Source organism: Allosphingosinicella indica (genome assembly GCF_900177405.1).
GTDB lineage: Bacteria > Pseudomonadota > Alphaproteobacteria > Sphingomonadales > Sphingomonadaceae > Allosphingosinicella > Allosphingosinicella indica.
This window is the reverse complement of record NZ_LT840185.1, coordinates 133,584-146,623: the sequence shown is the minus strand read 5'-3', so window position 1 is coordinate 146,623 and position 13,040 is coordinate 133,584. Positions and strand designations below refer to the sequence as shown.

Below are 13,040 nucleotides of genomic sequence, written 5' to 3'. Positions count from 1 at the left end.
TCAGGCCGCCGCGCGCGACTGGTCGATCCAGTCCTGAACGAGATCGTCGAGGAGCGGCAGCGTCACCGCGCCGGCCGTCATCACTGCTTCGTGAAAGTCGCGGTGGCGAAACGCGTCCCCGAGTTCCTGTTCGGCGCGGGCACGCAGCGCGCGCATTTTCAGATTGCCGACCTGATATCCCAGCGCCTGGCCGGGCATCGCGGCATAGCGATCGACCTCCGCCGCTATCGTGTCCCGCGATAAGGCGAGGCGGCTGTCCATATAGTCAATCGCGGTTTCGCGGCTCCAGTCATACCAGTGGATGCCGGTGTCGACGACGAGGCGCAGTGCCCGCCAAAGCTCCATTTGCAGACGCCCGAACTGCTCGGCCGGGCTCGCATACAGTCCCATCTCGTCGGCAAGCCCCTCGCAATAGAGCGCCCAGCCTTCGATGCAGGCGGTATATTTGACAGCACCATAGCGGCGGAAGGCGGGCAGCGTGTCCAGTTCCTGAAGGAGCGCGATGTGCATCAGATGGCCCGGCCAGGCCTCATGGACGGCAAGCGCCGGATGCATGAAACTCGGGCATTTATCGGGCAGGCCGCTCACCCAGAACATGCCGGGCGCCGATCCGTCGGCGGGACCAGGCTGGGCATAAGCCGGCGGCAGCGCGGACGAGGATGCCGCCGGGATCGCGGCCACGCCGTACGTTGCGCGCGGCACGCGTCCGAACCATGTCGGGATGAGGCCGTCGATACGCTTGCAGAGCGCCCGAATGGAGTCGAGCAGGGCATCCGAGGACGGCGAGATGAAGCTTCGATCGGCTACAAGTGCGGCGCGATAATCGCTCACCGACTGGCCCGATGCGGCCGCGATTTCCGCCAGTGCCTTTTCGATGCGCGCGACTTCTGCGAGTCCGAGCTGATGAATCTCGTCCGGCCCCTGATCCGTGGTCGTGAAATAGCGCACCATCGTCCGGTAGAAATTCGCTCCACCGGGGGCGTCCACACAGGATAGATTTTCGCGCGCGCCTTGGCTGAGGGGCCCGGCGAGCAACGCCGCGTAACGGCCGAGCGCCGGCAGCAGCCGATCTTTGATTACTCTTAGCCCCTCCGCCGCGGCCGCCTCCAGCGAGGGACCGCTCGCGGCGGCGCGGACGAAAGGGCCATGATAAGCCGACTGGGCCGGATCCGCGGCCGCGGCCGCCGCGGCGCTCGCGGCGGCGGCCTTGAGCACGACTGCGGGGAAGCGGATACCCTTGGCATGGCCGGCCCGCAGATTGTCAGCGAGATCGTCGACGGCCGCGGCAAGGCTCGCCAGCCGCCGCACATATCTGTGCGCCGCGCCGGCATCGCTCAGCACGGTCGAGTTTGCGAAAAAGGCGATGTTGAATTCAGGACCGCCAGGCAGCAGCCAAGGCCGCAGATGGAGGTCGGCGGCGTGCAGATCGATGACCGCCGTAAGCTCCCGCTCGAGCAGTTTCAGCGTTGCGCGGTCCTGCGACGCGAGATCTTCCCCCGAGATCCCGAGTACCTGCGCCAGAAGCAAGCGAGCCCGCACAATTCGGCGTTCATGGTCCGCTGCGGATTCGCGAAGCACCGCATCGCCCGCCACCGGTTGACCGGCGAGGATCGCGCCGAATGGCGTTTCTTCTCGCTCGAAGTCCCAGTAGCGCTCCGCCAGATCGGCCAGTCTCGATGTCGCCGCGTCATCGCGCATTCCCGCCAATCTCCTGGTCCTCGGCCTTTCCAAACCGCCGTCCGGCCACCTGTCGCTGGACAGCCACTGATCAGTACAATACACTAATGTATCGGATAGGAAAGGCTGGGGAGCGGCATGAGCGACTGGGTGCTGGGGTTGCTGAGCCATGATGCTGCAGGTCTGCTCTTGGCGGCAATCATGCTCCTGCCGGGACTCGCACTGATTAAGTCAGGGCGAAGGCGCGTGGAACGGCGCGGGCGATGGGCAGCTTTTGCGGTCGGCTTTTCGATGTCCCTCCTAAGCGGGCTGATGGTGATCGGCGCGCTGGTGCATCTCGCTCAGACCCGGCAAGTCGCAGCCAAATATCCGCCGCCGGGCCGGTTCGTCGATGTCGGCGGGCATCGCGTCCATATTCTCGCCGAGGGTGAGGCGCGTGGACGTCCTACGCTCGTCTGGTTCGCGGGCGGGCACACCGGCGGCTATGCGATCCACAACCTGCATCGCCGGATGGTGGGCCAGTTCCGCTCGATCCTGATCGACCGGCCGGGCACTGGCTGGAGCGACGTCGGCACCTTCCCTCGCACCACAGCGAAGGAAGCGGACGAAATGTGGGCAGCCCTGGACGCCGCGGGAGAGAAGGGACCGTTCGTACTGGTCGGCCATTCGTTCGGCGGATTGCTGTCCGCCAATATGGCGCGTCGTCATCCCGAGCGGGTAAAGGCGCTGATCCTTCTCGATGCGACTCCCCCCGACACGATCGTCTACGGTCCCGTGCTGGGCGCGTTGGGAGACATGCGGCGCGATGCTTTGTTCGGCGGCCTGCTCGGTCTGTTCGCGATCGACTATGAGAAATTGAAGGGTACGCCGCCGCCGCCGCCGCCGGTCGCGAAGCTGTTGGCGACGATCGACCGCGAGCTCGGCGCACCGGGGGAAGCGGTTCGCGAACTGGAGAAATCGCCGGCCGCACACATGGCTTCCTATTCCATCTACCGGGAACTGTCTCCCGCCGGGCTCGCCAGCGTGGCGTGGAACACCGTGGTCTATGATGGCGATCTTAGTCCTTTGCCGGTCTTTCTGGTTGCTCCGGGCGACCTCAAGGAATTCGGCACGCTGAACGAAGCGGCCAACGCCGAACAGCGTGAGGCGATGCGTATGCAGCGGTTCTTCGCCGCGACGCGAGAACGCTATCTGGCGACGTCCGTCAACAGCGAGCGGGTCGTTGCGCCCGAGGGCACCGGGCACAACTTTCCCTATGAGGCACCCGCCTTCGTCGTGGCGACGGTCGCCCGGGCGGCGCTGCAATGAAATGGGCCGCCGTGATGGCCGGTCTGATGGCATGGGCCGGCGCGGGGCCCGCGGGCGCCGCCGTCGTTCCCCCCGCGCTGACGGCGCCGTGGGGCGGCGCGCACGGTCTTCCCCGGGTGCGGGGGGTGACGGCCGCCCAGCTCGAAACCGAATACGCCGCGGCGATCGAAACGATGCGGAGCGAAATCCGGGCGATCGCGAACAACCCGGCGCCCCCAAGCTTCGAGAATAGCGTTCTGGCGCTGGAACGCAGCGGCGACGCGCTGGAGCGCGTGCACGCCGTCTATTCGATCTATACGGCCACCAAATCGGACGACTCCATTCGCGCCGTAGCCGCGAAGATCGCGCCGCTGCGTCAGGCTCTCGACGACGAGGTGGCGCTCGATCCGGTGCTGTTCGCAAGAGTGGAGGCGGTCTATCGTCAGTTACCCAATCTGGACCTGTCACCAGACGCCCGGCGCCTGACCGAAGTTATCCGCGACCGGATGCTGCGCCGGGGTGCGCGGCTCGATCCTGCGGCAAAGTCCGAACTGTCGCGTATCAATGCCGAGCTGGCGGGCCTGCAGCAGCGCTTCGCCGCGAACGTTGCCAAAGACGAGGCGACGCGGTTCGTCGAGGTTCGCGACGAGGACCGGCTCGCCGGCATGGACGAGGCGGACAGGCGCGCCGCGAAAGCCGCGGCGATCGAGTTCGGCAAATCCGATAGCTGGGTGATCCGCAATAGCCGGCCAGCGGTCTGGTCCGTCGCGAAGCGGGCGAACGATCCAAGTCTACGCGCGGACGTCTGGCGGATGTGGATGAGCCGCGGCACGCACCAGGGTGAAACCGACAATGCTCCGGTGGCGTCGGCGATCCTGAAACTTCGCGGCCAGAAGGCGAAGCTGTTCGGAAAGGCGAACTATGCCGAGCTCGCCTTCGAAGGCCGGATGGTGCCAGGTCCCCGCGCCGCGCTCGATCTGCTGACGGATGCCTGGGAGCCGGTAGCGTCGGAAACCGGGCGACGGCTGGCAGCCATGTCGGAGATCGCCCGCGCGGACGGCCTGCCCGGTCCCATCGCGGCGTCCGACTATCTCTATTACGCCGAGAAGCTGAAACAGGCCCGCTTCGGCTTCGACAGCAAGAGCGTCGAGCCCTATTTGCAGGTCGCCAGATTGCTCGATGCAATGATGTGGGCGGCCGAGCGTACCTATGGCGTCTCGTTCAAACCGCTGCCGGACGTCGATGTCGTCAGTCCCGATATCCGCGTTTTCGAAGTCAAACGCGATGACCGAGCCATCGGCTTTCTCTACGTCGACCTGTTTCGCCGAGACGGCAAACAGCGCGGATCCTGGGCCTCGCAATATCGGGCCGGACGGTCGGGATCCGTGCTTCCGGTCGTGGCGTTGCATTCCAATGCCGAGCCCGGCCTCGAGGGCGCGCCGGCGACAGTCGATTACGAAGTCGCGAATGTCCTGTTCCACGAGTTCGGCCATGCACTGCACTTTCTCGCCAACAGCTCGCCCTATGCCGCGACTGGCCCGCTGGCCCTGCCATGGGATTTTGTCGAGACCCCGTCGCTGCTGAACGAGCGCTGGCTTCTCGAGCCTGCCACCCTGTCGCGCTTGGCGATCCATAGTGACACTGGCGAGCCGATGCCGGTCGCTCTGGCGGAAAAACTGCGCCGGGTCGTTCGGTTCGATCGCGTGTTCAGTGTCAATCTCGACTATCTCGCGACCGCGCTTACCGACCTGCGTCTGCACATGATGGCAGACGGCCGCGAGATCGATGTCGCCGCCGAAGAAGCCAAGCTGCTCGCGCAGATGCGGCTGCCGGGCACGGTGGACCCGGTGATGCGCGCATTGCAAAGTTTCCATAGCTTCGCCGCCAGCGAATATGCGGCGGGCGTCTACACCTATCTCTGGTCGGATATGCTTGCCGCCGATCTGGCCGAAGCGTTCGTTCGCGCACCCGGCGGCTTCTTCGACGAGAAGGTCGCGAAGCGATATTATGACACGATAATGTCGCGCGGCGCACGGGTCCCGGCCAGCCAGGCGTTCAGAGATTTTCGTGGGCGCGATCCGGAGGCGAGAGCCTTGATGCGCCGGTTCGATCTGGGCTCCGGCGAGACGCGCGGTGACTGACATCCTCCCAGATCACCGGGTCAGCAGGGCGGGCCGTCCGTCGGCGGGTGCCTGGTATGCGCTGATCGTCCTGGTGATGATCGGCTTCATGTACAATCTGTCGCGCCAGGTGATCGTCCTCGTGACCGAACCTCTGAAGCGCGATCTGCTGCTGAGCGACACGCAGATCGGCATGCTCAACGGCCTGGCCCTGTCGCTGGTCGCTGCGCTCGCGGTCTTTCCGCTTGGGTGGCTGTGCGATCGCGCCGACCGAAAGATCCTGCTGGCGGTCTGTATCGCGATCTGGCTCGTCGGGACGGCGGGATTCGGTCTGGCGCAGAGCTTCGGCGCCCTGTTCGCATTCGCGATGGGGATCGCGGTGCTCGAGGCAATTCTCGGGCCGATCACATATTCGATCATCCCGGATCTGTTTCCCCGCGAGCGCTGGATCAGCGTGAACTATCTGTTCTACGTTTTGAGCGTGGTCGGCGTGTCGGTCGGGCTGACGGCAGCAGGCGCGGTTATGGCGGCAGCGGACGGCGGCAGGAGCCTGATGCCCGAGGTGGCCGGCACTCTGGCGTCGTGGCGCCTCGCGCTAATCGTCGTTGCCGCCGTGGCCCCTGTGGCGATCCTGTCGGTACTGCTGATGCCTCTCAGTCGCCCGGCGCGCCCGGCGGGGGCAACCCGACAGGCGCCGGTCGGGCTCCTTGCCTATTTCCGGACCCACGCCCGCTCCCTCATCGGCGTCTTCTTCGGTTTCGGTATCGTCTATTCCGCGAATGGCGTCCTGATGATCTGGCTTCCGCCCGCGATCAGCCGCGTGTTCGGGGTCCCGCCGAGCGAAGTCGGCATGGTGCTCGGCCTGGTGCTTTCGATATGCGTGCTCGCCGGCGTGATCCTGTCGGCGGCGCTGGTGCGTTGGCTTCGCTTGCGCCACGGTGCCATAGCGCCCCTCCACGTGGCCCAGTTGAGCGTCGCGCTCGCCGCCATATCGACGCTCGCCTTCGCCTTCGCACCGTCGCCCACTTGGCTCTATGCCGCGGCGGGCCTCAAAACGGTTTTCGTGACAGCGTGCCTCTCACTCTCCCCGGCTATCCTTCAGTTTATCGCGCCTGGGCACATGCGCGGCCGCGTGATTGCGCTCGGCGGGCTGGTCTCGATCTTGTTCATGGCGCTGAGCCCGGCAGTGGTCGGTTTCGTGTCCGACAGGTTCTTTCCCCAGCCGCATCTGCTGCTGCGCGCGATCGTGGTGGTCAGCGTTCCCTGTTTTCTTACCGGAATTCTCCTGCTGCGCTTCGGGTCCGCCACGCTGCCGGCGACATTTACGGCAGCCGACGAGAGCTAGGTGCCTAGCCGCTGCTGACGTTCGCCGAGCAGCCTTGACCGCTTTGAACCCTTCCCGGTCGTTCGAGCCCGGCTAGCAGCGATGCAGGAGCAGCCCCGGGGCTGACCAGATTGGCGGGACGCGGCGGCGCTCAGCCAGCGAGCTGTGCCTGCAGCATGGAGAGAAAGCGCGGATGACCGAGCATCACGGAAGCTGCCATTGCGGGCGGATTGCCCTGACACTCCGCGAAACCCCGACGGACGTGGGCGAATGCAATTGCTCGATAGGCCGGCGTACCGGCGGTCTGTGGCACCAGTGCCCTCCTGAAGCCGTTACCGTTGTCGGCGAAGGCATTTCCTACCAGCAGGGCGATCGCGCGCTCGATCTGTGGCACTGCCCGACCTGCGGCTGCACGACGCACTGGTCGCCGACCGATCCCGCCTATCCGCGCATGGCGGTGAACCTGAGGATGTTCGATTCGGCGCTCTGGCGCGATCTGCCGCGCCGCCTGATCGACGGCGCGCGCTACTAGCGCCTCGTCTGGCGGTCCGCTTTCCACCTACCAGCAGTCGTTGTCTGCCCACCCGAATGCACGGCTGCTCTCGGGATTATAAGCAAACGTCCGACCGGCCGAAATTCGGATGCTAGGCCGAATGACTGAGACCGGGCCGGGAGCTGGCCAGTCGGCTTGCGTCGAGAGCCTAGAAAGACGGGAGGCCCGGACCGACTGGTGAGGGAGGAGCGGAACCCGGGGGGTCCATCACCGGTTCAGGAGCGGAACCGGCACGGGGCATTCATGACTTTCTCGATCGTCGCCAAATGCCCCCAGACCGGCCAAATTGGGATTGGAGCCGCCACCGCAGTGCCGGCCGTGGGCAAGCTCCTCACCCATGCGTCCGCTGGCGTTGGCGCGGTTGCGACGCAGGCCAAGCTCAATCCTTATCTCGGGATCGACGGGCTCCGGCTTCTGCAGCAAGGGCGCTCCGCAACCGAAGTGCGCGACATCCTTGCGCGGGATGATCCCCGGGCGCAGCACCGTCAATTCGCGATACTGGACCGGGACGGTTCCACGGCCGTGTGGACCGGAGAGGCTTGCATCTCTTGGGCCGGGGCCCGGTCATCGGAGAATCTCTCGGTGCAGGGCAATCGGCTCGCTGGACCGCACGTCGTCGACGCGGCCTGGCACTGCTTCCGCGCGAGCTCGGGTAAGCCGATCGACGAGCGATTGATGGAAGCGCTGGAAGCAGCGGACCGCGCGGGTGGGGACAAGCATGGCGAGCACAGCGCTACCATCTACATCGTCGATAAAGAGGAATATCCTTTGTGGGACATTCGCGTCGATGCGCATGATCAGCCTTTTGCAGAGTTGCGCAGGCTGCACGATATTTTCAGCCGCTCCGTCATACCCGAAATCCTGAGCATGCCGACGCGCGCCTGTCCGGGCGGGGAGGAAGCCGAGGACGACGCGTGAAATGCTGCGGCCGACTATAGCAGCAGAATGCGTTTCAGGACGAGAGATGTGTAAGTCGCGCCAGTGCGTTGCTGATGCATCTAAACGCACAGGTAGCACGGATCTTACTTGACCGATGCCATCAGCAGGGCTGACACGCTGGTACGCGATCGGCGCGGACCGGATCCTATTCGGCTGGCTGGTCGACCGGCTGGTGTCACGCTCATATGCTGTTTCGGCGGCCGCTGCGCGCGCGTCTCGCGCTGCGGCGCATCATGGCGGCGAGCCCGATCGCCGCTAGGATCGCGACGAGATCGACACCGATCACTCGCATGTCGGGGTACCAGAACGAACCCGCGGTAAGACTTGCTAGCGGGATGAGCAGCATGGCCAGCACGGAGGCGCCGAGTTGCTCGCTGGCGGCGCGCCGCGGAGCAGGGCCCAACCGATGAAGGCGAGAAACAGCGCGCAGGAGATCATGCTGTGCAGTCCGTACGTGGCGGCCGTCCCGGCGATCTTCGCGGCAGCGACAATGATGGAAATCCCGCCGACGCAGCCAAGGGAACCGCCGATGGTGCCGCGAGTCCGCTCACATGCTCAGCGGCGGTCGGTTGGTGCAATGCTTGCCGGAAAGTTCGCGCACCCGTTCGAAATGGAGCGAAGACAACCGCAGGTGGGCACGGGCGGCCTCCATGGACTGACAGATCAAGCCCTTGTCTAGCTCCGAGATCGCACGCTTCGAATGATAGTCGATGTCGTCCTGATCACCGTACACATCCCCCTCGCAGACGTTCTGAGAGCCTGATCCGCCAACCGGACAGCAAGCGCATTTAACTCGGTTAACGTACTTGGAAATCGAGCTAATCTAGGTCAGCAGCTACGCGAGTAGCTCGTAAGTCCGGAACATCTCACTGTGGGTGCCGTTGCTTTGCGGCGCATCAACTGGAACAGAGCTATGACCGTTTGTCGGGTGATGATTATCGGCGGCGGCTTCGGCGGCCTGGAAACGGCGAAGGCGCTGGCGCGCGAGCCCGTGGATGTCACCCTGATTGACCGCCAGAACCACCATTGCTTCCAGCCGCTGCTTTACCAGGTGGCCACCGCGACGCTCAGCCCGGCCGACGTGGCATGGCCGATTCGGGGAATCCTCTCCAGGCAGGCCAATGCCAGGGTCCTTATCGCCAATGTCGAAGCCGTCGACACCGAGCAGCGCTTGGTGCGGACCGATGGCGGCGACTATGCATATGACCAGCTCGTAGTCGCCACCGGCGCCACGCATGCATATTTCGGAAACGAGGAGTGGGCGCGCCACGCCCCGGGCCTCAAACGCATCGAGGACGCGACCGAGATCAGGCGACGCGTGCTCTCCGCATTCGAGCGGGCGGAATTGGCCGATGATGCCGCGCATAGGGATGCGCTCACCACGTTCATCGTCGTAGGCGGCGGGCCGACAGGCGTGGAGATGGCGGGCGCGATGGCCGACATGGCACGCGAGGCCCTGTCCAACGATTTTCGCAATGTCGACCCCGCGCGAGCGCGCGTTCTTCTGGTGGAGGCAGGGCCCCGCGTGCTGGCCGCCTTCCCGGAGGCTCTGAGCGCCTACACGCATGACGCGCTCGCGCGACGTGGCGTCGAAGTCCTCACCGACACAACCGTCACGGACATAGGTCATGACACCGTCTCAATCGGGGAGAAAAAGATTCCCGCTGGCGCGGTGGTTTGGGCCGCCGGCGTCGCCGCCTCATCGGCCGGCAACTGGCTGGGCGCCGACTGCGACCGTGCGGGTCGCGTGAAGGTGCTGCCCGACCTCGCCGTGCCGGGCCGTCCCGACATCTTCGTAATCGGGGATACAGCTGCAGTTGCGGACGAGACAGGCACGCCAGTACCAGGCATCGCCCCTGCCGCGAAACAAATGGGTCGGTACGTCGCCTCCGTCATCAAGGCCCGGCTCGCCCACGAACCCGCGCCGGCGGCTTTCCGTTACCGGCATCATGGTGACCTGGCGACCATCGACCGAGGCGCCGCCGTTGTGAAGTTGAGCCGGCTCACATTGAAGGGATTCCCGGCGTGGGCGTTCTGGGGCATCGCGCATATCTATTTCCTGATCGGCATGCGCAACCGGATCGCCGTCGCCTTCAGCTGGTTATGGGATTACGTCACCTTTGGCCGACGCGCCCGCCTGATTACCCAGCCGGCAATGCTTGGCCCGGACGCCATGGGAACCTCCCCCTTCAGACCTCCATCACCGACGTGCGGGCCGCGCGCCCAAGCATCGAACCATCCCGCGGTGTGACTTTCCGGCGGCGCGTTCAAACGTGTCCAAGCCTGGCTTGATTTCCTGATCCGAACCTTATCCAGGTCGGGCGCTTGCTGACCTTTGCGTGCTGACGCTGTTCAGCGCTGGTGTCGATCCTGGCCGCAGGCGACTGTGAGGCGCGAACGCTACCGCCCAGCCGGAGAGCTTATGTCCGCTTCTTCCGCTCTTCTTCCGATTAATCGCGGGGCGCTGCCTCGCTGTGGAGGGTGCTGCTGCTCGACACCATTGCCTTTCGCTTGTCCGATATGAAATCCAAGAGCGCTAGCGTGATTTCCTTCATGCGACGGGCATTGTGATGCTTCGGTCGGCTCGTCCCACTGCAGTGGGCTTGCATCCATCGATCGCCCAAAGAATGTAGCAGGCGTCGATCGCGCACAGATCGTTAGACCCCCGGTCATGTCGCGGGCATGGCGGACGCATGCGAAACCTCGGTCTCAGACCGCAGGGCACAGCCGCAGGCGATCGAGTCCGGGCCGCCTGGTCCGACCCCAGATTCGATTTTCCCTCCCTACCTCCTGCGTAATCGCATGCTTGGCGCGGCCGTGGCATGGATCGTAGCCCGACTTGCCGTGGGTCCCGCAGCCAGCCGCGAAGACCTGGTCCGGCTCGGTTATCTCTTCGAAGGGGGCATCATCCCAGCATTGAGCGACCTGCTAAACCACCCGTTACGTTCGCGGCGTTCGAACCTTGATCGGGGCGTCGCTATCTTCCCCGGCTGTCTTGGAGGTTTCATGAGACGCTTAAATTCGGCCTGGCTTTCTGCTTTGGTTGCCATGTCCGCCTGGCCGCCCGCCCCGGGCAACGCAACGCCATACCCTCAGCAGCCCCGCGCGGACGTACACGCTCTTGATCGGGCCATTTCAGGAAAGGACCGGGTCCTCGAGCGCATCGTCGCTGACGACTTCATTTGGGTGCGGGGCAGTGGCGAGACCGGGGGCAAGGCCGATTTCATCGACGCGCTCACGCGCTCAGACCTCAGCATCCTTCCCTACCAGTCGTCCGACACCCTGCTCTATTCGAGCGAAACGCTGGAACTGTGGACGGACACAAATGTCCTGCGCGGCAAGGATGCTGGCTTGGAGTTCGTCGATCGACACCATTTCGCGGATCTGTGGGAAAAGCGCGACGGTCGCTGGGTGCTCGTCTACGTCCAGGTCACGCGCGTGCTGTCTCAGCCTGCCGACTGACCGTCGCGGCGCCCTCATGTTCGGGATGCGGCGGATCCGATCGCCCAGTCTTGCATGCACCGGCAGGCATGGCCCGTCAGTAGCGGCGCACCTGCACGGTGCCTACAATTCCGGAAAGGGAAAGGACAGGCCCTCCGGAGCCGACGCGGACTTTATGCTGGTGGGTGCCTCCGACGGCCCTGATGTCTGGAGAAAGGGTGCGAACCCTGCCCATCAGGCCGCTGACATTGACGTCGGCATCTATCCCGTTTCCAAAGGCAAGGTCGACCGTACCGGTGATGCCGGATATGTCGGTGCTCCATGGCCCGGGTCTTTGGAGCCTAACCGACAGTGGCCCGGCGATTCCCGAGATTTTCGCCGAACGCGCGCTCGCGAGGCTGGTCTGGCCTGCGATGCCTTCCAGCTGCACCATTCCGTCCATCGCGCCGATATCGACGGGACCGGCAATGCTCGACAGATGGACGTCGGCCGCCTTCGGCAATTTCAGCGTTACTTGCTGCCGCGCCTCGATCATCGCGCAGCCGGGTCTGTCCTTCAATTGCACGGTTACGATATCGATGCGTTGGGGGCTCGCATCGACATCGACGCGATAGCAGCCGAGCTCGCGCTGAGACGCTGCCAACCGCGCGACATGGATTTCGGCCTTTCCGGAGTTTGAGGGCTGGACCGAGACGGCGCCCGCGATGGATTTGATCCTCACCCGAGCGCCCGATGCGAGCGCGACTGTTTGACGCTTGTCCTCGCGGGCCGCCATGCGACCCTTGCTCTTCATTGCCGCCCCGCTGGTCGCTATCTCCCGGTCTGCGAACCCTGCGGCGCCAGCAAGGCTCGCGGCGCCTGCGAGCGTTCCGATGGCTGCTGTCACTGTTATCGTAAGGCGAGGACGCTTTGGCATTTTGATTGGCTCCCTTGCCGTCGAGGTAGCAAGGGTTGTGCCATCGCTAGAGGACCCGGAGGACGTAGGGATTCTTCGCGCTCATCTGGCGTGACGACCGGGATGAAATGTCCGAAAGCGTTCAGCTGTACGGTTTCGGACGCCGCGCTGGCCTGTCAACCTAACCGGAGTGGCGGACTTTCGTGCCTCGGCGCCGCAGCGTTGCGTTGAGGGCGCCGACCGCGCAGCTTCGCTGCATCCACAGAATTTCAATGAGCATCCCTCTGCCGCGCTCTCACGCTTGTTAGCGCGCCGGCCCGGCCTGTTGCGATGCGATGGCGCACCTCCCATGAGGAAAGAGATCCAGCGACCGGGAAGCAGAATATTGCCTGTCCTCGCTCGGTGAGTACGATGACATGCGTCGCTTGCCGCGTTTCCATCAGATCCTGCGCATGGATCTTCGCCTCGGAAAGGAGATTTCCGCGGCTCGGAGTGAGATCCAGCGCCTCGTCTCCGCGAAATGGAAGGAGTGTGTAGGGCATATACAGCTCCACGACCGACGGGAGCTGAAACTACCGGCCCTCAGGCGATTGGCGTGTCGGGAATGGGAGCCAATGCTCCATCCGTAACCGGCAGCGAGGCAATATCGTTCCGCCGCGGGTCAGAAGGTGATGCGCTCCCGTTGCCACTTTAGGGACGGAAGGGCACAAGTCGGGCAGCGCCTATGCCGTTAGCGAGGCGGGGTCGATGTGAGATCGGCATCAATTTGTTGATGAGCCGAACGAGACAGCGCCGGAAGATGCT

General features: G+C 64.6%; 11 protein-coding genes. 8 read left to right on the top strand and 3 right to left on the bottom strand.

Features of this window, described 5'->3' with window-relative positions:
- Positions 1-1,848, bottom strand: a complete 1,848-nt coding sequence (locus tag B9N75_RS00720; protein WP_085217069.1) for a DUF885 domain-containing protein — start codon at positions 1,846-1,848, stop codon at positions 1-3.
- A gap of 120 nt (positions 1,849-1,968) precedes the next feature.
- On the opposite strand from B9N75_RS00720, the gene B9N75_RS00715 reads away from it, so the two are divergent.
- From B9N75_RS00715 to B9N75_RS13845, 6 genes are all read left to right on the top strand, one after another.
- The gene (locus tag B9N75_RS00715; RefSeq protein WP_172840772.1) at positions 1,969-2,985 is read left to right on the top strand and encodes an alpha/beta hydrolase; all 1,017 of its coding nucleotides are present in this window, start codon (positions 1,969-1,971) and stop codon (positions 2,983-2,985) included.
- Complete coding sequence (locus tag B9N75_RS00710) at positions 2,982-5,105, top strand: M3 family metallopeptidase (RefSeq protein ID WP_085217067.1); 2,124 nt, start codon at positions 2,982-2,984, stop codon at positions 5,103-5,105. The genes B9N75_RS00715 and B9N75_RS00710 overlap by 4 nt, the downstream gene beginning before the upstream one ends.
- Positions 5,098-6,429 carry an MFS transporter gene (locus B9N75_RS00705; RefSeq protein ID WP_157123626.1) on the top strand — a complete coding sequence of 444 codons (1,332 nt, stop codon included), beginning with the start codon at positions 5,098-5,100 and terminating at the stop codon, positions 6,427-6,429. The genes B9N75_RS00710 and B9N75_RS00705 overlap by 8 nt, the downstream gene beginning before the upstream one ends.
- Before the next feature lie 172 nt (positions 6,430-6,601).
- Positions 6,602-6,940, top strand: coding sequence for a GFA family protein (locus B9N75_RS00700; protein WP_085217065.1), 339 nt, complete (start codon positions 6,602-6,604; stop codon positions 6,938-6,940).
- A 264-nt stretch (positions 6,941-7,204) separates the two neighbouring features.
- Positions 7,205-7,879: a DUF1028 domain-containing protein gene (locus B9N75_RS00695; protein WP_085217064.1), complete on the top strand. Its 675-nt coding sequence runs from the start codon at positions 7,205-7,207 to the stop codon at positions 7,877-7,879.
- A gap of 115 nt (positions 7,880-7,994) precedes the next feature.
- A complete protein-coding gene (locus tag B9N75_RS13845) occupies positions 7,995-8,159 on the top strand; it encodes a hypothetical protein (protein ID WP_157123625.1) in 165 nt (54 codons plus the stop codon).
- A gap of 288 nt (positions 8,160-8,447) precedes the next feature.
- On the opposite strand, the gene B9N75_RS00685 is transcribed toward B9N75_RS13845, so the two are convergent.
- Positions 8,448-8,633, bottom strand: a complete 186-nt coding sequence (locus tag B9N75_RS00685) for a hypothetical protein (RefSeq protein ID WP_085217062.1) — start codon at positions 8,631-8,633, stop codon at positions 8,448-8,450.
- 153 nt (positions 8,634-8,786) lie between these two features.
- Between B9N75_RS00685 and B9N75_RS00680 the strand changes: the two genes are divergently transcribed.
- A complete protein-coding gene (locus B9N75_RS00680; protein WP_244552380.1) occupies positions 8,787-10,151 on the top strand; it encodes an NAD(P)/FAD-dependent oxidoreductase in 1,365 nt (454 codons plus the stop codon).
- A gap of 551 nt (positions 10,152-10,702) precedes the next feature.
- Positions 10,703-11,362, top strand: a complete 660-nt coding sequence (locus B9N75_RS13840) for a nuclear transport factor 2 family protein (protein ID WP_157123624.1) — start codon at positions 10,703-10,705, stop codon at positions 11,360-11,362.
- 76 nt (positions 11,363-11,438) lie between these two features.
- Here B9N75_RS13840 and B9N75_RS00670 read toward each other — a convergent pair whose 3' ends face one another.
- On the bottom strand, positions 11,439-12,134 hold the full coding sequence (locus B9N75_RS00670) for a DUF4097 family beta strand repeat-containing protein (protein ID WP_085217059.1): 696 nt from the start codon (positions 12,132-12,134) through the stop codon (positions 11,439-11,441).
- Positions 12,135-13,040: the final 906 nt, after the last annotated feature.